We start from the raw sequence: 20,606 nt of genomic DNA on the forward strand, positions 1-20,606 counted from the left end.
GGAAGGCGCCGCCGCCGACCGTGAGGCGGCGTGGCGCACGGCACCCGATCGCAGGAACCGAGGCCGGCCCCGCACCGGGCCGAGACGAGGCGTCGACCAGCACCAGGAGGCCGACTCGCCGCTCGCCGGCGGCTCAGGTGTCACTTCGCTTCGGCGTAACTGTCGACGACCTTGGGACGCAGCGGAATGCGCACCGGCATGTCGCCGAAGAGGGTCCGTGTCGCATCGGATGCGGCGCGCTCGATCACCGCGCAGACCGCCTCGGCGCGGTCGGCCGGGCAGTGGACCATGACCTCGTCGTGGAGGAAGAACACCAGCTCGCCGAGCCGGCCCTCGTGCAGTTCCCGCCGCAGTAGCGCCAGCAGGACGAGCGCCCACTCGGCCGCCGTGCCCTGCACGATGAAGTTCCGCGTGAAGCGCCCGCGCCGGGAGGCGGCCTTGGTGCCGTCCTCGGAGTTGAGCGTCCGCCACCAGCGCTCGCTCGGGGCCGGCACGGTCCTGCCGAGCCAGGTGCGGACGAGTCCGCCCTTCTCGCCGATGCGCGCGGCCGACTCGACCCGCTCGAACGCGGCCGGGAACCGGTCGCGCATGAGCTGCACCAGCTGCGCCGCGTCCCCGGCGGTGCCACCGTACATCGCGGAGATCAAGGCGATCTTGGCCTTCGACCGCTCCCCGCCCAGCCGCGGGGCCAGCTCGGTGTACAGATCGTCGGCGGCCGTGGCGGCGATCATCGCCCGGTCGCCGCTGATGGCCGCGAGCAGCCGCGGTTCGAGCTGCGCGGCGTCCGCGGCGACGAGCTTCCAGCCCGGTTCGGCCCGGATCGCCTCCCGGACCGCGTGGGGGAGCTGCAACGCGCCGCCGCCGTCGGTGCCCCAGCGGCCCGTGTCGGCGCCGCCCACCATGTACACCGGGCGGAACCGGCCCCGCTCGCCCCGGCCCGCACCCGTCGGAGCCGCCTCGTCCGGCGTGTCGGTGACCCAGGCGTCGGCCCAGTTCCAGCCGAAGGCGCTCCACACCCGCGCGTGCTCGCGGTAGGCCTTCAGCGCCTCGACCGCCGGGTGGTCCACCGAGTGCAGCTCCCACGAGTGCGTGGTCTTCACCTCGACGCCGGCCGCGTGGAAGGCCGCGAGGACCTGCTTCGTCGAATCGGGGTTGAGCTGGTGCCCGAACGCGTCGACCACCTTGTCCGCCAGCGCCTGGAGCTTCCTGGGGCGCATGCCCTTCGCGGGGCGGGGCCCGAGCAGGTCGCGCAGGAGCCGGTCGTGCACTCCGCGGTCGAACGGGACGCCGGCACGGCTCATCTCGGCGGCCACGAGCGCCCCGGCGGACTCGGCCGCGAGGAGCGTGCCGAGCCCGGGCAGTCCGGCCGCGTCGGCGCGGCGGCGCTGGTCGAGCCAGGTCGCCTGGAGGCGTGTGAGCAGCGCGGGGCCGTCGACGGGTTCGGGCTCGCGCTCGAAGAGGGTCCCGGCGTCGGGGTCGGACTCGGCGACGACCGCGGGCGGCTCGTGCCCTTCGACCCGGGAGAGGATGCGTTCGGCGAGCCGCAGATCGCGGCATCGGTCGAGTCGCACGCCGGCCGCCAGCAGCGGCGGATAGTCCCGCGAGACCTCGGCGACCACCCAACGCGGCGACTCGGGGGCGGACGCTCCGGCGTCGTCCGCCGCCCGCATCGCTCCGCCGCCCGCCATGGCGGCATCGGCCCCGGCGGCCCGCATCGCCGCCGAACCGTGCGCGCCGTGCTCCGATCCAGTGGCGCCGCTCGGCGTCTCCCCGTGCCGCTCCATCGCCGCCACGGCCGCGGCCAGGTCCTCGTGGTACGTGACGGCCCCACCGGGCAAGGGCATCGTCCAGCCCTCCCGGCCCAGTCCGTGCACCAGCGCGATCTCCACGCCGTTAGTGGATCACGCCCCTACGACATCCGGGCCCGATGCGACCGAGGCGCACTGCGTCCGCCTTTGAGCCGAATCCTCCTCGGGCCGCAGTGCGCCGCGACTCGTCGGACTCCCGTGTCGGGGCGGATCCGGGAAGCCGTTGATCCAGTAGCACGTGATATGTCACTTCGTACCAGAAGTGGGCGAAATGTGAGGGTGTGCTTGCGCGCCAGGCGAAGAAGTCTCGAGAAAGAGAGGACTGTAGACATACTTTCGGGACGACTTGGGTAATCGGCTCGCATGGCATTGATTCTCTGGATCCTCGCGGTCATCCTCGTCGTCTACGGCATCTGGATGATCTTCCGAGGGCAGCTGCTTCTCGGCATCGTCGTCATCATCGTCGGCCTGCTGGTCGGCCCCGGCGGGGTGAGCCTCTTCACCTAGCCGGGCCGCGTCCTGACGCGCTCCTGTAGGGGAGCGCGCCGGTCGCGGCCTGCTCAGGCGTGAACCCGCCCGGGACCGGCACCCGGCATCCGATCTTCGGCGCGGCGGGCCAGGCGACTGGTCCGGCGCGCCCTAGGCGGATTCGCGCACCACCAACTCCGTGGGGAGAATCGTCAACGGTTCGACCTCCAGACCGTCCAAGAGCCGCAGCATGGTCCGGGCCATGCTGCGGCCTATTTCCGCGATCGGCTGCCGCACGGTCGTCAGCGGCGGGTCGCAGTACGACGCCAGGGCGATGTCGTCGAAGCCGACCACCGCCACGTCCTCGGGCACGCGTCGGCCCGCCTCCCGCAGCGCCTGCAGCGCGCCGTGCGCCATGAGGTCCGAGGCCACGAACACCGCGTCGATCTCCGGCTCGTCCGCCAGCAGCTGGCGCATCCCCGCATGCCCGGACTCGGCCGTGAAGTCCCCGACCGCGATGATCGCCCTCCGGTCCGCCTCGGCCAGCGTCTGCCGGTACGCGTCCAGGCGCGTTCGCCCGGCCACCATGTCCTGCGGCCCCGCCACCGTCGCGATCCGCCGGCGGCCCTGCGCGAGCAGGTACCGCACCGCCGCCTCGACGCCGCTCTCGTGGTCGACGTCGATGCACGGCGCCGACAGATGCGGCAGCCCGTTGCACACCACCGGCACCCCGCGCCGCAGCATCAGCTCCGGCAGCAGGTCCGCGTCGTGCAGCGAGGCGAACATGACCCCGTCCACGTGTCCGCCGACCGCGTACCGCTCGGCCCGCGACCGCGCCTCGGCCGAACCGGTCGTCAGCAGCACCAGGAGCTTCCCGGCGGCGTCGAGTTCGCCCGCGACGCCGCGGATGACGCTGGGGAAGAACTGGTCGTCCGAGAAGACCCGGTTCGGCGACTCGGGCAGGATCAGCGCCACCGAGTCGGTCCGGTGCGTCACCAGCGACCGCGCCGCCGCGTGCGGCACGTAGCCGAGCTCGGCCGCCGCCGCCTCCACGGCCCGCCGCAGGTCCTCGGCCACCGTGGTCTGCCCGTTCACGACCCGCGAGACCGTCGCGCGCGACACGCCCGCCCGCTCGGCGACCTCCTCCAATGTGGGCCTGCCCTGGCGGGGACTCCGCGCCGTCCCCTGCCCCGCAACCGCTCGCCGCATCCCGTCCGCCTCCGTCTCAGCCTTTGACCGCGCCCTGCATGATCCCGCTGATCATGTACTTGCCCAAGAGCGCGAACACCGCCAGCAGAGGAAGCGTAGCCAGCATCGTCCCGGTCAGCACCAACGACTGGTCGGTGACGTAGCCGCCGCTGAGCGTCGACAGCGCCACCTGCACCGTGTACCGCTCCGGGCTGGAGAGCACGATGAGCGGCCAGAAGTAGTCGTTCCACGCCGTTAGGAACGTGAGCACGCCGAGCACCACGGCCGCGGGCCGGGCGACGGGCAGGACGATCTGCCAGAAGATCCGGAACGTCGAGGCCCCGTCCATGCGCGCCGACTCGATGAGCGAGCCCGGCAGCGCCCCGCGCAGGTACTGCGTCATGAAGAACACCCCGAACGCGTTCACCAGGCCCGGTGCGATGACCGCCCACAGCGTGTCCGTCCACTCCAGCTCGATCATGAGCATGTACAGGGGGATCACGCCCAGCTGCACCGGCACCATCATCGTCGCGATCACGGCCACCAGCAGGACCCTCGCGCCCCGGAACGCCAGCTTCGCGAACGCGAACCCGGCGAGCGTCGAGAAGAACACCACCGAGGCGGTCACCGTGGCGCTCACGATCACCGAGTTCACCAGGGCCGTCCCGAACGGCACCGTCGCGAAGACCCGTTCGACGTTCTCGACCAGGTTCGCGCCCGGCAGCACCGGCGGGGGGACCTGCGCCAGCGCCGAATTGTCGCGCGAGGCGACCACGAAGCTGTAGTACAGCGGGAAGCCGGAGAAGAACAGCACCGCCACGAGCGTCAGGTACACGAGCCGGCCGGGCTGTTCCCGCATGAGCCGCAGCCGGGCCCGGGCCCGGCGGTCGGACCGGCCCGGCAAGGCTGTGCGGTCCGACCGCCGGGAGTCGGCGGGGGCGGTGTCGAGGTCCTGGAGGGTCATTGGGCGCTCCTGATGCGGCGGATGAACAGGTAGTTGAGGAGGGCGATGAGGACGATCACGGCGAACATCGTCCAGGCCACCGCCGAGGCGTATCCGAACTCGAAGCCGCGGTTGAAGCCGTGCTCGTACAGGTAGAGCGTGAGCGTCTGGAACTGGCGCGAGGCGCCGCCGGTGACGCCGTTCGCGCCGCCCCCGCCGAACAGCTGCGGCTCGGCGAAGATCTGCAGCCCGTAGATCGTCGAGACGATCACGGTGAACACGATCGTGGGCCGGATCATCGGCACCGTGACGTGGAACAGCTGCTGGAGCCGCGAGGCGCCGTCCAGGTGCGCCGCCTCGTAGACCTCCTTGGGCACGGCCTGCATGGCGGCCAGGTAGATGAGCGCGTTGTAGCCGGTCCACTTCCACGCCACCATCACCGCGATGGCGACATGCGACGTGGCACTGCCGGTCTGCCAGTCGATCCGCCCGGCCCCGAGCGAATCCAGCACCCAGTTCACGAGCCCGAAGTCGCGGCCGAACAGCTGGCTGAAGATGACCGCGACGGCCACCACGGAGGCGACGTTCGGCAGCAGCATCCCCATGCGCCAGAACGTCTGCCCGCGCAGCCGCATCGTGAGCAGGTGGGCGAGCAGCAGCGCGGCCAGCAGCTGCGGGGCGGTGGCGAGCACCAGGATGGACAGCGTGTTGCCCAGGGCGTTCCAGAAGTACGGGTCGCTCAGGAGCGCCTCGTAGTTCCCGAAGCCGACGAAGACGTGATCGTCCGACAGCAGGCTCCAGTCGTGGGTGGACACCCACGCCGTGTAGGCGAGCGGGAAGAGCCCGAACCCGGCGAACAGGATGAAGAACGGGGCGATGTACAGGTACGGCGAGGCTTTGAGGTCGAGGCGGTAGCGCTGGTGCAGGCGACGCTGGCGGGCGGGGGAGGACCGGGCGGTGGGCGCGGCGGTCCCCTTGTCGGCGAGGGTCATCGGATCGCTTTCACGGATCGGCGGAACGGGGCGGGAGGGGCCGGCCGGGCGAGGGAGGGCCGCCCGGCCGGCCCGGGGCTAGAACGACTCGAGGTCGCTCAGGACCTGGCTCCACGCCTCCTCGGGCGTCTGGCTGCCGTCCTCGATGCGGCCGAGGCCCTGGCCGATCGTCGCGAGCACGTCGCCCTGGAGCGGGCCCTGGTACTGCGGTTCCACGGCCTGCGCGGCGGCGGTGAAGATCTGCCCCACGGGCGCGTCGTTGAAGTAGGGCTTCGTCATGCCGGTGAGGGCCTCGTCGTCGTACAGCTCCGGCGTGGACGGGAAGTTCCCGGTCGACTCGAAGACCTTGAGCTGCTGCTCGGGCGCGGTCAGCCATTCGATGAACGCGTACGCCTCCTCGGCGTGGTCGCCCTGGGCGGGCAGCACCAGGTGCGAGCCGCCCATGTTCCCGGCGCCGCCGGGGACCGTGGCGATGTCCCACAGCCCGGCCGCGTCGGGCGCGTTCGTCTCGATGTACGTCGTCATCCACGCCGGGCAGATGATGGTCGCGAAGGTGCCCTCGCTGAATCCGGCGTTCCATTCGGGGGTCCAGGCCTGCAGGCGGTTCGACATGCCCGCCTCGATCGCCTCGACGGTGAGGTCCCAGGCCTCGCCGATCGCGGGGTTGGACTCGACGATGAGGTTGTCCTCGCGGTCGTAGACGCCGTCTTCGGCCTGCTCGACCATGGCGCGGAACATGTTCCCCGAGGATTCGAAGAAGTAGGCCCCGTCGGTGGCCTCGGTGTACTGCCGGCCGACGTTCACGTAGTCCTCCCAGGACTCGGCCCACAGCGCCGACACCTCGTCGCGTTCGACCGGGAGTCCGGCGGCCTCGAAGAGGTCGCGGCGGTAGCACATGGCCATGCCGCCGACGTCGGTGCCGAGGCCGATGAGCGACTCGCCGTCGGAGGAGAGCGCCTGCTGCCACTTCCAGTCCAGCCACTGGCCTTCGAGGTCCTCGGCGCCGAGGTCGAGCAGGTTGTGGAAGCGGTCGGGCTGGGCCGTGTACTGCGAGATGTACCCGACCTCGACGGCCTCGATGTCGGCCGCGCCGGAGCCGGTCGCGAGGTGGGTGGTCAGGTTGGTGTGGTGGTCGGCGAACTCGGCGATGCGCTCCTCGAACTTGATCTCCGGGTGGAGTTTCGAGTACTCCTCGTAGAGCGGGCCGAAGCCGAAGTCGCCGAACAGGCCGACGCTGAGGGTGATCGTGCCGTCGTCGTCCTCCCCGGAGCACGCGGCGGCTCCGGTGGCGACGAGCACCGCCGCGGTGGCGGCCGCGAGGGCGCGGGCGGGTCTGGGGTTCATCAGTTGCTTCTCCTTGGAAAATGGGCGAGGGATCCGCGGCGGGCCGCGGGGGTCGTGGCAGGGGTGGCGAGAGGGGCAGAGAGCGCTCTCTGCTCCGGGGCGAGTCGCGCCGGGTTCGACATGCCGGAGGCCCTCTCGCCTCCGGCATGTCGCCTATGGCCGGTGATGCGCCACCGGCGTCGGATCATCTCCTGAAGTGGAACTGGTCGACCGAGACGAAGTCCTGCGGCTGTCCCGACGTGAACGTCAGGTACACGTCGTGGACGCCGGTCACCGCGGTGACGTTGCCGGGGACGTCGCGCCAGGAGGTCCAGCCGCCGGTGTTCGCGATCGCGAACGAACCGATCGGGTCCGCCGTGGCCGAGTCGATGCGGACCTCGACCAGGCCGCTGACCCCGCCGCCGGCTCCTGAGGCCACGCGGGCCACGAAGTCGAGCGGGCTGCTCGAACCGAAGTCCACGTCGTCGAAGCGGACCCAGTCGCCGTCGCCCAGCGGGCCGATCGCCCCCGACCCGGAGGCCAGGCCCGAAGAGGACCCGTCGAAGGAGGTCGCCTCGATCGCCGCGTAGGCGTCGCGCCGGCCGCCGGGGTCGCCGGTGGTCGGCGGGTCGGTCGGCTCGTCGGTGGTGGGCGGGTCGGTGGGCTCGCCGGAGCCGCCGGCGGTGTACACCCGCACGTAGTCCACGAGCATCGAGTGCCCGGGCTGGGTCGCGCCGGTCGGGGTCGCGTGGCCCGCGACGCCGTCGGGGAAGGCCCCGCCCATCGCCAGGTTCAGCAGGATGAAGTACCCGGCGTGGTCGGTCATCTGCGCCCACGTGTCGGCGGGCAGGTCGCCCTCGTTCACGGTGTGGAACAGCTGGCCGTCGGCGTACCAGCGCAGCTGGCCCGAGGCTCCCGACTCGTCCCACTCGAAGGAGTAGGTGTGGAAGCCGTCGTGGCAGGAGCCGCCGCACTCGGTGGTGTCGCCGAGTCCGTTGAACTCGTTGCAGGGGCCGCCGGGGGCGACGCCGCAGTGGAGGACGGCGTGGACGGTGCTCTGGCCGTTGACGTTCTCCATGATGTCGAACTCGCCGACGCCCGGCCAGTTCCAGTAGTTCCCGCGGAAGGGCTCGCCGAGGGCCCAGAACGCGGGCCAGTAGCCGAGCGCCGCCTCCCCGGTGACCTGCGGCAGCTGGAGGCGGCCCTCGATGCGCAGCGTCCCGTCGGCGGGCGGCTTGAAGTCGGCCCTGACGGTCTCGAGGCGCGCGGCGGTCCACTGCCCGTTGCCGTCGCGCAGGGCGGTGATCTCGAGGTTGCCCGCGCCGTCCATGGAGACGTTCGCGGGGTCGTCGGTGTGGTAGGCGATCTCGCCGGTGCCCCAGTTCGCGGGGCCGCCGGGGTAGCCGTGCCCGATGTCGTAGATCCAGTTCGCGGTCGAGGGCTGCTGCCCGGCCGACCCGTTGAACTCGTCGGACCAGACCAGGTCCCAGGCCTGCGAGGCCTCGGGCTGCTCTTGGGCGGCGGCGTTGGTGAGGGCGAGGCCCGCCGTCGCGATCGCGGCCGCACCGGCGGTGACGGCCGCGAGGGCGCGGGCGAGCCGACGGCGGGGCGCCCGTCGTCTGATGGGTTCGGAGGTCTGCGCTTGTGCCATGACGGCTCCTTTGCCGAGTGGGTCAGAGACCGCTCTCTCACATTTGATCTGGTCGCAGATCGCTGTGTAGAGAGCGCTCTCTCGTTCGGTCCAGGTGTCATTCGTACCGAACGAATCGGCGCATGTCAATGGGTCGTGGCCGAACCGTTATCGGCCGAGCGGCGCGGTGCCCCCGGTAAGCCTTTGCTGCTCAAGGTGAACGGTCACTTCCAGCGTCGCGGGAACCTCACCGCGCGCCCTCGTCGTCCTCGGTCTGCGGCGGCTGCTGCGCTTCGCCCGCCCGCCGCTGGAGATCGCCCAGCCGCGCCTGCCGCTCCTCCCGCAGCCGCTCCAACCGGTGCTGCCGCGTCAGCAGCTCCTCGGGCGACTCGGTCCCGCCGAGCATCCGCTTCTCCAGCCACTCCACGTGCTCGGCGTGCGCCGCCGCGTTGATCGCCCGAACATCCTGGTAGGCGCCCCGCAGCGACTCCATGCGCTGGAGCGCGTCATGGCACTGCGCCAGCAGGATCTCGATGTCGGCGTTCTCCGCCTCGTCCGCGCCGTCCCGACGGGCCTCCAGCCATGCGATGCCCTCCCGCAGCTTCTCGCGGGCCTTGAGGTTGTGCATCGCCAAGTCCTCCACGATCTGATCGGTCAGCTCCAGGAAGCTCAGATGCGGATCGGGGCGGTCGTCGGTGCCCATGGGGCCGTCCTTCCACGAGGAGGTGCCTCTTCCCCCTCTACCATACGGGCGCGGCTACGATCATCCTTCACCGCGCGACCGATTCACCCCGTTAGCCGAGGCCCAGTGGAACCCTTCGAGACCCTCTTCGACACCCTCACGCGGACCCAGGAAGCCCCGCCCCTGTGGGTCATGCTCGCCTGCCTGGCCGCCGCGGCCGTCGCCGTCCTCTCCCCGCCCGTCTGGCGCTGGAGCCGAGGACTCGTCACCATCGCGCACGAAGGCGGGCACGCGTTCATGGCGGTCCTCATGCGCCGCCGCCTCACCGGCATCCGCCTCCACGCCGACACTTCGGGACTGACCTTCTCGCGCGGCCGGCCCACCGGCTTCGGCGCGGCCATGACCCTCTTCGCCGGGTACACGTTCCCCGCCGCGCTCGGCCTCATGGCGGCCGCCCTCACCGGCGCCGGGCGCATCGTCCTGCTCCTGTGGATCACGCTCGGGCTCCTGGCGGTCATGCTCGTCTTCATCCGCAACTGGTATGGCGCGCTGGCCCTCATCGTGGTCGGCGCGGGCGTCTTCGCGGCGACCTGGTACGGCAACGCGATCGTCCAGACCGTCGCGGCCTACGTCGGGTCGTGGCTGCTCCTGTTCGGTTCGGTGAAGCCGGTGCTGGAGCTGGGTTCGCGCCGCCGCGGCGGGCGCGGCTCGGGGCAGTCGGACGCCGACCAGCTCGGCGGGATCACGGCCCTCCCGGCGGGCGGCTGGATCTTCCTGTTCATGCTCGCGACCATCGCCGCCGCCGGATGGGGGACGTGGATGCTGCTGCCGGTCGAGGACTGGCTGGGCGCCGCGTAGCGGCCTCGGGCCGGAGCGGCCGACGGCCCGCTTCAGCGCAGGCGCCGTTTGGTCCTGGCGGTCGGGGCCACCGAGTAGGGGTCCTCGGGCCAGGGGTGCTTGGGGTAGCGGCCGCGCATCTCCTTGCGCACGTCCTGGTACGGCCCCTCCCAGAAGGACTTGAGGTCGGCCGTCACCGCCAGCGGCCGCCCGGCGGGGCTGAGCAGGTGCAGGAGCACCGGGACGTCCGCGATGCGCGGGGTGTCGACGGCGCCGAACATCTCCTGGAGCTTGACGGCCAGCACCGGCGTCTCTCCCGAGTAGTCGACGCGGGCCTCGCGACCGCTCGGCACCGCGAGCGATTCGGGCGCGGCCTCGTCGATGCGGGCCTGCCACGGCAGGAGGTTGCGCAGCGCCTGCCCGACCGGGATCCGCTCCACATCCGATCGACGCCGCGCCCGCGACCACCACGGTTCGAGCCAGTCGGTGCCGCCGGCGAGGGCCGCGTCGGACACGTCCGGCCACGGCTCGCCGATCCGGCGGTGGCAGAAGGCCATGCGCTCGCGCAGCCGCCGCGTCTCCTCCGTCCAGTGCAGGAGGCCGAGGCCTTCGATGCGCAGCCCTTCGGCGAGGGCCGCGGTCACGAGCGCGGGGTCCGCTCGGCGCAGCGGTTTCGACGCGACCTCGATCGCGCCGAGCGACCGGACCGTTCGCGCGGTCACGTCGCGGCGCTCGGGGTCCCATGCGACGCGTTCGCCGATCGAGTCGCCGACCAGTTCGCAGGCGAGCTCCCCGTCGATGGGGACGGCCGCGCGGATGAGGGCGGCGGCGCGGCCGGGGGAGCGGTCGGCCTCGGCGATGGCGAGCCAGGCGCTGCCCGCGAGGGACGAGCCCGCGGCGACGACCGCGCCGGTCCCGGCGACGGTGCGCCACTGGTCGGTGCCCGTCGCCCCGCCGGGCCGGCCGGTCGTTCCGGACTGTCCTCGGACCGGGGTGAACGCGGCGCCCTGCCGGCGCTTGGCGACCCGTTCGGGGAAGGCCAGCGCGATCACGGTGGCGGCGGCCTCGTCGTCGCTGACCCGGCGGCGGGGCGCGGCGTCGATACGGGGGCCGGGGGGAGGTGCGGGCTCCGGCCCCGGGCTTTCGCCCGCATCGCGATGCGCTTGGCGCGCGGACGCGAGTCCGCGGGTGAGCCGCTCGACCTCGCGCCGCCACTGGCGGTCGCGGGTCGCCCGCAGCTGCCGCCATTGCGCGAGGAGGTCGTCGCCTTTGCCGCGGCGGTCGAGGCCGAGCAGGGCGGCGACTTCGGCGGCCTGCTCGGTGCCGACGCGCTCGGCGCCGTCCATGAGCGCCCGGGCGAGCCGCGGGTGGAGCCCCATCCTCGCCAGGGCCCGGCCTCGGGCGGTGGCCGCGCCGTCGGCGTCGAGGGCGCCCAGGGAACGGAGGGTCGCTTCGGCGGCTTCGAGGGCTCCGGCCGGCGGCGGGCCCGGCAGCGCCAGGTCCTCGACCGGAGTGCCCCAGCAGGCGGCCTGGAGGCGGAAGGCGGTGAGGTCGGAGCAGGCGATGTCGGGGGCGGGCTGGGCGGCGCGGCGGAGGTGCTCGGCTTCGCTCCAGCAGCGCCAGACCGCGCCGGGGCCTTCGCGTCCGGCGCGGCCGGCCCGCTGGTCGGCGGAGGCGCGGGAGGCGTAGGCGGTGGTCAGGCCGGGCAGGCCGCGGGCGTGGTCGACGAGCGGGCGGCGGGCGAGGCCGGCGTCGACGACGATGCGCACGCCGGGCACGGTGAGGCTCGATTCGGCGATGTCGGTGGCGAGCACGACCTTGCGGCGGCCGCCCCGCCGTGCCGGGTCGCGGTCGGCGGGGGCGAGGGCGCGGTCCTGCTCGGACGAGGCAATCGATCCGTGCAATTGATATATATCGAATCCGAGGTTTTCCGTCTGGAGGTGAGCCAGCCGTTCGGCGACGCGCCGGATCTCGGCGGCCCCGGGCAGGAAGACCAACGCGTCGCCGTCGCCGTCGTCGAGCGCCCGTTCGACGACGTGGGCGACATGGGCGAGGAAGCGGGGATCGACTCGCATCCCGTCGGGGGCGCTGACGCGCTCGCTGCTCGGCGCCCAGTGCATCTGGACGGGATGGCGCATCGGTTCGGAGCTGACGGCGGGCGCGGGCCCGTCCTCACCCGCGAGGAGCGCGGTCCAGAGTCCGATGTCGACGGTGGCCGAGGCGGCGACCAGGGCGAGGTCGGGGCGCAGGACCTGGCGGGTCTCGGCGAGGAAGGCGCACGCGGTGTCGGTCTCGAGGTGCCGCTCATGGCATTCGTCGAGCACGACGAGGTCGACGCCGGGGAGCTCGGGGTCGGCGAGGAGCCGGTTGAGCAGGACCCCGGTGGTCACGACCTCGACGCGGGTGGCGGCCGACCGGCGCGATTCGCCCCTGATCTGGTAGCCGACCCGCTCGCCCACGCGCTCCCCGAGGATCGCGGCCATGCGCGTCGCGGCGGCTCGGGTGGCGAGGCGGCGGGGTTCGGCTACGAGCACCCGCCGCTGCGGCGCCGCATGCGACGCGGCGGCGCCGGCGGGGACGAGGCCCGCGAGGGCCAGCGGCGCGAGAGTGGTCTTGCCGGTGCCGGGCGGGGCGGCGAGCACGGCGGTCCCGGTGCGCTCGACGGCTTCGAGGAGCGCGGGAAGCGCATCGAGGATCGGCAGTTCGGGCAGCGCGGGCGGTTGCGGCATGCCGACCATTCTCGCCGAACGCGAACCGCCCCGGGCGCTGGCCGGGGCGGGCGTGAAGGCGAACGGCGGTTCGCGGCAGTTCGGGCATCCGCGGGATCCCCCGAATCAACAGTGCCTCGCGGGTGCGACCTCCAGGCGCGCCGCGGCCGGGTCGGCGGCCGTGGGCGAAGGCGAACGGCGGTTCCCGGCATTTCGGGCGCTCGTCGGCACCCCCGGATCAGCAGTGCGCGGGGGGTCTGACCGTTCGGGGCGGCTCAGCCCTGGGTGCTCTGATCGCCGTCCGGGCAGGCGTCGTCGTTGGCCACGTAGGAGAGCTGGATCGCGGTGTCGTAGCCGACCTCGTGGCCGCCTTCGGGGCTCTGGGACAGGATCTCGCAGGTGTCGCGCTCCGTGCCGTCAGGCGCGGTCGGGCTCGCGGAGACGTTGGTGAACCCGTCCTCTTCGAGCGCTGCCATGGCGTCGTTGACGTCCTGGCCGACATAGTCGTCGAGGTCCACGAACTGCGGCGCCGCCGAGGTCGTCGCCGCGTCCTCGTCGGACTCCTCGTCGTTGTTGTCGTTGTTCTGGTTGTCGCCGTTCGAGTCGTTGTCCTCTTCGGAGTCGTCCTCGCCGGTCGTCTCCGCTTCGGCTTCTGTGGCCTCCTCGGCCGCCTCCGAAGTCGCCGCGGTACTGCTGCCCGCGTTCACGTCCTCCCCGTCGCCGGAGGGATCCCACGGCTTCATCGCGATCAGCGCGATCAGCAGCACCGCGATACCCGCCACGACCACGAGGATCGGGCCGGTCGGGTTCCGCTTGGGCTTCTCGGCCTCGCGCGGCGGGGGCAGCGGGCGCTCCGAGGCGCCGCCGCCGAACTGGCCGGCGCCCGAGACGTCGCCGAATTCGCCTTGGTGGATCGGCTGGACGGTCGTCTGCGCCGCCACGATCCCGGCCCCCATCGCCGGGGCCGCCGCGGGGGACATCGCCCGGGTCGCCTGCGGCGACTGGTGCGGCGGCGAGCCGGGGGAGAGGATCGCAGTGGTTCCGCCGCCCATGCCGCCCGCACGGCAGACCCGTGCGAACTCGGCCGCCGACGCGAAGCGCTGGCGGGGGTCCTTCGCCAGGCAGCGCATGATGATCTGAGCGACGGGTCCCGGAACGTCCGGCGGCAGCGGCGCGGGCTGGCCGGTGAGGTGCCCGGCGATCGCGGCGGTCGGCTCGTTGCCGGCGAACGGCGGCCGTCCGGCGAGGCATTCGTAGCCGACGATGCCGAGCGAGTACAGGTCGGTCGCGCCGGTCAGCTGCGCGCCCTGGAGCTGCTCGGGCGAGGCGTAGGCGAGGGTGCCCATGACAGTGCCGGTCTCGGTCAGTCCGGCCCCGCCCTTGGCCGCGGCGATGCCGAAGTCGACGATCTTGACGGTCCCGTCGGACCCGACGAGCAGGTTCCCCGGCTTGATGTCGCGGTGGATGATGTGGGCCTGGTGGGCCACGTCGAGCGCCTCGGCGGCCGACGCCAGGATCTTCAAGGTCTCGGTGGGGGAGAGGCGACCCCGCTCGCGCAGCACGTTGTCGAGCGCCTGGCCGCGCACGAGCTCCATGATGAGGTAGGACACGAGGCCTTCCGGCGCGTGCTCCTCGCCGTAGTCGTAGAGCGCGACGATGCCGGGGGACTGGAGGGCGGCGACGGCCTGGGCCTCCTGGTGGAAGCGGGCCCGGAACCGGTCGTTGCCGGACAGCCCCGCGTGGAGGAGCTTGATGGCGACGGCACGGTTGAGCCGGGTGTCGGTGCCGCGCCACACCGCGCCCATGCCGCCCGCGGCGAGGCGCTGTTCAAGGCGATAGCGGCCAGCGATCAGGTTCCCGGGTTCCACCCTCGGCCTCGCTTCACATTTTTCGGGGAGCAGGGGACGAGGAAGAGCTTAGTAGGACAGCGCGAGCGCACCCCAAGGCGTCCGGCCTGGACGAAGGGAGAACGACGCCCGTACGGCCCCGCGTGTGATAGGCGCCCTCCTGCCCGTGCCGACCGCGCGCTCCCGGCGGCGAGGAACCCCGCCGGCGGACCGTCGATCCGTACGGCCTCTTGGCGAAAGGCGGCCGCTGGTATCTGGTCGCCGACGAGCTCGGCGAACCGCGCCTGCTGAACCTGCGGCGCATCGACCGATGGGAACCGCTCGACACACCCCGGCGGCTCCGGGCCGGGGCGCGCCTCGCCGACGTCGCCGCCGCGCTCACCTCGGGATGGGAGTCCGCCGGCGGCCTCGAGATCCGCCTGCTCGTCCAGGCCCATCAGGTGGAGCGGGCCGAGCGCATGCTCGGCAACCGCCTTTCACTGGGAGCGCGGGACGAGCACGGGCGCACCTCGGCCGTCCTCCGGTGCCGCGAACTCGAAGACGTGCGCCAGCTGCTCGCGTTCGCCGATTCGGTCACCGTCCTCGACCCGCCCGAAGCCCGCGCCCGGCTCAAGGAACTCGCCTCGCAGATCCTCCGCCACTACGGCTGAACCGGGCGGCTCGACACCGTTCCCCGCTCCGGTTCACGGCCGCTCGCCTACTCCTCCGCGGTCGCGGGCTCCAGCGTCAGGCTGATCGAATTGATGCAGAATCGGGCGTCTTCCGGGTTGTCCCAGCCTTCCCCGTAGAACACGTGGCCCAGGTGCGAGTCGCAGTTGGCGCAGCGCACCTCGGTGCGCCGCATGCCCATGCTGTCGTCCTCCAGCAGGCGCACGCGCTCACCGGCCATCGGGGTCCAGAACGAGGGCCACCCGCAGTGGGAGTCGAACTTCGTGTCCGAGGCGAACAGCTCGGACCCGCAGGCGCGGCACCGGTAGACGCCCCGGCGCTTCTCGTCGACGTACTCGCCCGTCCACGGGGCCTCGGTGCCGCCTTCGCGCAGCACCCGGTACTCGTCGCGGGTGAGCCGCTCCCGCCATGCCTCGTCGCTCTTGCGATCTTGGACCATGCTCCCCAGTGTAGGAGCCCGAGGGCGCGGCGTCCGCCGTCCGGACGGCTAGGATCAGGCCCATGCGGTACCTCCTTGGCGACTACACCACTGAAGGCGGCCCCGGTCTCGTCGTGGCCGGCCCCGACGGACTCGGCGCGGCGGCGCCGGTGGTCAACCCGTCGTGGGTCCACGTCGGACCCGACGCGGTCTACACCCTCACCGAGACCGAGCCCGGCTTCGCCGCGGCCTGGCGCGTCGGCGAGGACTTCGCGCTCGAGCGGGCCGGCCAGGGCCGGTCCACCGGCGGCAGCAACCCCTGCCACGGCCAGGTCGATCCGAGCGGGCGCTGGCTGCTGGTCGCCAACTACGGCAAGCCGGACGGGGGCGGCGCCTCGGTCGCGGTGCTGCCGATCGGGGAGGACGGCACCCTCGGCGAGGCCGCGGACGTCTTCAAGCTCTCGGGCTCCGGTCCCGACGCCGAGCGGCAGTCGGGCCCGCACGCGCATCAGGTGGTGTGCCACATGGGACGGGTGCTGGCCGTCGACCTCGGCTCCGATCGCATCCACGCGTTCGACCTCGGCGACGACGGCAAGCTCGTCCCGGCCGCCACCACCGAGCTCGAACCGGGCTTCGGGCCGCGCCACCTCGCCTTCGTCGGCGACCGCGCGGTGATCGCGGGGGAGCTGGCGAACGCGGTGGCGGTGGGCACCTTCCACGAGCGCTCGGCCACCTTCGCGTTCGGTCCGTCGGTGCCGCTGCCCGGCGGCGAGCCCGCCGACCTGGCGGCCCTGCCGGACATCGGCCTCGACGAGGAGGCGCCGAAGGCGTTCCCCGCGGCCGTCGTGCCCGACCCCGAGCGCGGCCTGGCGTACATCAGCGTGCGCGGCACCGACCAGCTCGCCTCCGTGGACCCGGCCGACGGCTCGCTCGTCCGCTCGGTCCCGGTCGGCGCCGCCTGGCCGCGGGACGCCGTGCTCACCGCCGACGGCACACTGCTCGTGGCCTGCCAGCACACCGGTGTCGTCACCCGCGTCGACCCGACCGGTGAGGCCGAGGCCACCGTGGAGTGGACCGTTCCGGGCGTCACCTGCGTGGCTCCGCTCACATAATCTTTCCCGACGGGAAAATTTGCATTTCATGCAAAATTTCCGCTCGTGAATCTTGTAAACAGCGGTGACTCCGCATAGAGTCGCTCTCATGAGTGACCAGTCCGGGCTCCGCGAACGCAAGAAGGCCGCCACCAAGGCGGCCCTCTGCCACGCCACCCTGCGCCTGGCCATCGAGAAGGGCGGTCTCGAAGCGGTCACCGCCGACGAGATCGCGGCCGAGGCCGGGGTGTCCACGCGCACCTTCCACAACTACTTCCCGAACAAGGAAGCGGCCTTCCTCCACGACTTCCACCAGGTCACCGGCGAGTTCATCGCGGCGGTTCGCGACCGCGCCGCCCGGCAGCCCATCTGGGACGCCCTGCGCGACGCCTGCGTCGGCCTGCGCATGGACGAGCGCTTCGACATCGCCCAGATGCAGTGCCGCGAATCGCTCATCCGCAGCTCGCCCGAACTCATCAAAGTCCAGGCGGGACAGTTCATGGAGCTCTTCGCCGAACTGCTCGGCATCGTCGCCGAGGCCACCGGCCAGAGCACCGAGGACCTCTACCCGCGGCTCGTACTGGGCAGCGCGCTCGTCACCATGAAGATCTCCAATGAGGACTGGGTCGCCAACCCCCGCGACCGCACCCTCGCCGAGGCCATCACCCAGGCCTTCGCCCAGTTGGAGTCCGGCATCACCAGACCCATAACCACACCCCATAGCTGAAACACCAGGAAACCCGCCGACGAAGACGTCGGCGAACACCACCCGAGCCGACCGGCCCCGCCGCCGCACACCCACTGACGTTCGACGAACGCAGCCGAAGGCGGGGCCGGACGGTGAACCCTGTAAGGAGCACCCACCGTGGCAACCTTCCTCTACCGCCTCGGCAGAGGGTCCTATCGACTGCGATGGCTCGTCCTCGCCGTCTGGGTCCTCATCGTCGGCGGCGTCGTCGGCGCCGCCGGCGCCCTCCAGCAAGAGACGAACCCCGAGTTCGTCCTCCCCGGCACCGAATCCCAGGAGGCCTTCGACCTCCTCGAAGACCGCTTCCCGGAGATGGACGCCGACGGCGGCAGCGCCCAGCTCGTCTTCGAGGCCGCCGAAGGCGAGACCCTCGCCGACGAGGACAACCGGGCGATCATCGAAGACCTCGCCGCGGTCATGAGGGATTCGCCGCAGATCGCCGGCGTCACCAGCCCCTTCGACGTCGACGAGGCCGGCAACCCGATCGGCATGCTGGCGCCCGAGGCGAACATCGGCGTCCTCCAGGTCGATTACGCCGAACCCGCCATGGAACTCGACGAGTCCACCGTCGACTACCTCGAAGACGCCGTGGCCGACACCGAGGACGCCGGTCTGCGCGTCGAGGTGGGCGGCGACGTTCTCCAGGAAGTCCCCCACACCGGCACCACCGAGCTCATCGGCATCGGCGTCGCCCTGGTCGTCCTCGTGATCACCTTCGGCGCCCTCCTCGCGGCGGGCCTGCCGATCGTCACCGCCGTGCTGGGCGTCATGCTCACCACCGCGGGCATCCTGGCCGCGACCTCCTTCATGAACGTCAGCGAGTCCACCGGCACCCTGGCCTCCATGATCGGCCTGGCCGTCGGCATCGACTACGCGCTGTTCATCCTCTCGCGCTATCGCAACGAACTCGCCGCCGACGGACGCGTCGAGGACCGGCGGGCCCGCGCCGAGGCCATGGGCCGCGCCGTCGGCACCGCCGGTTCCGCCGTGTTCTTCGCGGGCCTCACCGTCGTCATCGCGCTGCTGGGCCTGTCGGTCGTGAACATCCCGTTCCTGACCGAGATGGCCGTGGCCGCCGCCGTCACCGTCGTCATCGCCGTGCTCATCGCCGTCACCCTGCTCCCGGCCTTCGCCGGGTTCACCGGCAAGCGCATCTTCACCAGGCGGCAGCGCCGCCGCATCGCCGAAGGCTCGCACGGTTCGAAACCCAACGGCGGCAAGCGCTGGGCCGGCTTCGTCACCCGCCACCCGATCCTGGTGGCCCTGGTCGGCATCCTCGGCCTGGGCACCCTCGCCTACCCGGCGCTCGACCTCGAACTGGGCCTGCCGGACGCCGGTTCCATGGGCGAGGAGTCCACGCAGCGCCAGGCGTACGACCTCATCAGCGAGGGCTTCGGGGAGGGCTTCAACGGCCGGCTCATCATCGTGGGCGACCTCGAAGAGGGCGTCGATCCGATGGCCGCCGCCCAGAACGTCATGACCGAACTGGACGGCATCGACGGCATCGCCGTCGTCGGCCAGGCCTTCCCGAACGCCGCCGGCGACACCGTGATGGTCACGGTGGTCCCCGAGACCGCACCGGCCGCGGAGGCCACCAACGATCTCGTGCACGGCATCCGCGACGTCCTCGGCGACAGCGCCGACGCCGACTGGGCCGTCACCGGCGCGACCGCGGTGAACATCGACATCTCCGACAACCTCAACGACGCGCTGCTGCCGTACATGCTCATCGTCGTCGGCCTCGCGGCGTTGATCCTGCTGCTGGTCTTCCGCTCGATCCTCGTGCCGATCATGGCCACGCTCGGGTTCATGCTCAGCGTGTTCGCCGCGCTCGGCGCGCTCGTGGCGGTCTTCCAGTGGGGCTGGGGCGCCGAGCTGTTCAACGTGGACCAGCCCGGCCCGATCATGTCGATGATGCCGATCCTCATGATCGGCCTCGTCTTCGGCCTGGCGATGGACTACCAGATCTTCCTGGTCACCCGCGTCCGCGAGGCCTATGTGCACGGCGCCGACCCCAAGACCGCGATCGTGGAGGGCTACGGCCACTCCTCGCGGGTCGTGGTCGCCGCCGCGCTCATCATGATCAGCGTGTTCGCGGCGTTCATCTTCAGCGGTGAAGCGCTCATCGCCTCGATGGGCTTCGCCCTGGCCGCCGCGGTCATCTTCGACGCGTTCGTGGTCCGCATGGCGATCATCCCCGCGATCATGGCCCTGATCGGCCGCGGCTCGTGGTGGATCCCCAAGTGGGTCGATCGCCTCCTGCCGAACGTCGACGTCGAGGGGGAGAAGCTCCAGGAGCACCTCGCGAAGGACGCCCCGGTCGATGACGAGCGCGAGCTCGTCGGAGCGGCCAAGTAACCGAGGCCCGCCAGGGGCCCGGGCCGACCCCCGGTCCGGGCCCCTCGGGTCATCGGTGAACGGGGGACTCATGGTCTTCTTCTGGGCGATGCTCATCCTCATCGGCATGGTGGTCGCGGACTTCTTCGTGCCGATGCTCCCGAGCGCGACGCTCGTGACCGCCGCCGCCGGGCTCGTGTTCGGCAATCCGCTCCTCATCGTCGTGCTGCTCGTCGGCGCGGCCGGCTCCTCATGGCTCGGGGAGTTCGTCGGCTACCGCGTGTTCCGCCGGATCCGCGCCGGGCTGGCGCGACGCAGCCCGCGGCTGGTCCGCGGACTCGTGACCGGCACGGTCGCGAAGTTCGAGCGCCTCCTCGAACGCACCATCAGCGACCATCCGTACCGCACCACGATGGTGGCGCGGTTCCTCCCGGCGGGCCGCACCGCGCTGGCGTGGGCCGCGGCGGGGACGACGAAGCCGCCGTACGCGCGGATGGCCGCGCTCGGCGGCGTGCTGTGGGCGGCGTACTCCGTGGGCCTGGGCCTGCTGATCGCGTGGATCGCCGGGCCGGGCCTCCAATCGCTGATCGGATCGGTGGTCACCGTCGCGGCGGTGGGCCTGCTCCTCAGCTGGTTCGCGCGCCGCTGGCAACGCACCCAAACCGAAGCGGCCGCGGCATCGGCGACCGGGGCCGACGCGGAGTCCGCGGCCGGGTTCGCACCCGGCACGGCATTCGAGCCCGAGCGGCCCGCGGCGGCCGACCCGCCGAAGGCCGATCCCGAGGCGCCTTCGAAAGCCGCCTGACATGGAGGGCCCGTCCAATGCGGACGGGCCCTCGTCGGCTCGGCGGCCTCTCGCATGGCACACGGCTCCGGCCAGTGTGCACCGAGGAGCCCATGCTGCCCCTGGCGTCCCA

16 protein-coding genes and 1 pseudogene are annotated in these 20,606 nt (G+C 72.1%); 7 read left to right on the forward strand and 10 right to left on the reverse strand.

From position 1 onward, the window contains the following. Window positions 1-140: 140 nt before the first annotated feature. Window positions 141-1,844, reverse strand: coding sequence for a bifunctional 3'-5' exonuclease/DNA polymerase (locus K3N28_RS08680; protein WP_374209735.1), 1,704 nt, complete (start codon window positions 1,842-1,844; stop codon window positions 141-143). A 327-nt stretch (window positions 1,845-2,171) separates the two neighbouring features. Between K3N28_RS08680 and K3N28_RS08685 the strand changes: the two genes are divergently transcribed. After that, the gene (locus K3N28_RS08685) at window positions 2,172-2,315 is read left to right on the forward strand and encodes a GPGG-motif small membrane protein (protein WP_228092098.1); all 144 of its coding nucleotides are present in this window, start codon (window positions 2,172-2,174) and stop codon (window positions 2,313-2,315) included. A gap of 132 nt (window positions 2,316-2,447) precedes the next feature. Here the strand turns inward: K3N28_RS08685 and K3N28_RS08690 are convergent, their stop codons facing one another. The 6 genes from K3N28_RS08690 to K3N28_RS08715 all read right to left on the reverse strand — a co-directional run bounded on the left by K3N28_RS08690 (window position 2,448) and on the right by K3N28_RS08715 (window position 9,055). Further along, entirely contained in the window at window positions 2,448-3,485 is a 1,038-nt protein-coding gene (locus K3N28_RS08690) for a LacI family DNA-binding transcriptional regulator (RefSeq protein ID WP_228092099.1), read from the reverse strand. Window positions 3,486-3,501: 16 nt separating this feature from the next. Beyond that, on the reverse strand, window positions 3,502-4,428 hold the full coding sequence (locus tag K3N28_RS08695; RefSeq protein WP_228092100.1) for a carbohydrate ABC transporter permease: 927 nt from the start codon (window positions 4,426-4,428) through the stop codon (window positions 3,502-3,504). Beyond that, a complete protein-coding gene (locus K3N28_RS08700; protein WP_228092101.1) occupies window positions 4,425-5,399 on the reverse strand; it encodes a carbohydrate ABC transporter permease in 975 nt (324 codons plus the stop codon). Before K3N28_RS08700 ends, K3N28_RS08695 begins: the two co-directional genes overlap by 4 nt. Before the next feature lie 78 nt (window positions 5,400-5,477). Continuing rightward, window positions 5,478-6,743 (reverse strand): ABC transporter substrate-binding protein, encoded by a 1,266-nt coding sequence (locus K3N28_RS08705; protein ID WP_228092102.1) that lies wholly within the window; start codon window positions 6,741-6,743, stop codon window positions 5,478-5,480. A 184-nt stretch (window positions 6,744-6,927) separates the two neighbouring features. After that, the gene (locus K3N28_RS08710) at window positions 6,928-8,373 is read right to left on the reverse strand and encodes a glycoside hydrolase family 16 protein (RefSeq protein ID WP_228092103.1); all 1,446 of its coding nucleotides are present in this window, start codon (window positions 8,371-8,373) and stop codon (window positions 6,928-6,930) included. Between the two features lie 226 nt (window positions 8,374-8,599). Beyond that, on the reverse strand, window positions 8,600-9,055 hold the full coding sequence (locus tag K3N28_RS08715; protein ID WP_228092104.1) for a hypothetical protein: 456 nt from the start codon (window positions 9,053-9,055) through the stop codon (window positions 8,600-8,602). A 105-nt stretch (window positions 9,056-9,160) separates the two neighbouring features. Here K3N28_RS08715 and K3N28_RS08720 point away from each other — a divergent pair, with 105 nt between their 5' ends. Continuing rightward, window positions 9,161-9,892: a M50 family metallopeptidase gene (locus K3N28_RS08720; protein ID WP_228092105.1), complete on the forward strand. Its 732-nt coding sequence runs from the start codon at window positions 9,161-9,163 to the stop codon at window positions 9,890-9,892. 32 nt (window positions 9,893-9,924) lie between these two features. Here K3N28_RS08720 and hrpB read toward each other — a convergent pair whose 3' ends face one another. Continuing rightward, complete coding sequence (gene hrpB / locus K3N28_RS08725) at window positions 9,925-12,600, reverse strand: ATP-dependent helicase HrpB (RefSeq protein WP_228092106.1); 2,676 nt, start codon at window positions 12,598-12,600, stop codon at window positions 9,925-9,927. A 254-nt stretch (window positions 12,601-12,854) separates the two neighbouring features. Beyond that, entirely contained in the window at window positions 12,855-14,447 is a 1,593-nt protein-coding gene (locus tag K3N28_RS08730) for a serine/threonine protein kinase (protein WP_228092107.1), read from the reverse strand. Between the two features lie 179 nt (window positions 14,448-14,626). On the opposite strand from K3N28_RS08730, the pseudogene K3N28_RS08735 reads away from it, so the two are divergent. Further along, a pseudogene (locus tag K3N28_RS08735) lies at window positions 14,627-15,076 on the forward strand (WYL domain-containing protein); the annotation flags it as partial. Between the two features lie 47 nt (window positions 15,077-15,123). Here K3N28_RS08735 and msrB read toward each other — a convergent pair. Beyond that, window positions 15,124-15,534: a peptide-methionine (R)-S-oxide reductase MsrB gene (msrB, locus tag K3N28_RS08740; RefSeq protein ID WP_228092109.1), complete on the reverse strand. Its 411-nt coding sequence runs from the start codon at window positions 15,532-15,534 to the stop codon at window positions 15,124-15,126. 62 nt (window positions 15,535-15,596) lie between these two features. Between msrB and K3N28_RS08745 the strand changes: the two genes are divergently transcribed. From K3N28_RS08745 to K3N28_RS08760, 4 genes are all read left to right on the forward strand, one after another. Further along, window positions 15,597-16,625 (forward strand): beta-propeller fold lactonase family protein, encoded by a 1,029-nt coding sequence (locus K3N28_RS08745; protein WP_228092110.1) that lies wholly within the window; start codon window positions 15,597-15,599, stop codon window positions 16,623-16,625. Between the two features lie 88 nt (window positions 16,626-16,713). After that, a complete protein-coding gene (locus K3N28_RS08750) occupies window positions 16,714-17,331 on the forward strand; it encodes a TetR family transcriptional regulator (protein WP_228092111.1) in 618 nt (205 codons plus the stop codon). A 138-nt stretch (window positions 17,332-17,469) separates the two neighbouring features. Next, entirely contained in the window at window positions 17,470-19,710 is a 2,241-nt protein-coding gene (locus K3N28_RS08755) for an MMPL family transporter (protein WP_228092112.1), read from the forward strand. Between the two features lie 55 nt (window positions 19,711-19,765). Further along, window positions 19,766-20,494: a DedA family protein gene (locus K3N28_RS08760; RefSeq protein WP_228092113.1), complete on the forward strand. Its 729-nt coding sequence runs from the start codon at window positions 19,766-19,768 to the stop codon at window positions 20,492-20,494. Window positions 20,495-20,606: the final 112 nt, after the last annotated feature.

Source organism: Glycomyces sp. TRM65418 (genome assembly GCF_019710475.1).
Lineage (GTDB): Bacteria > Actinomycetota > Actinomycetes > Mycobacteriales > Micromonosporaceae > Glycomyces.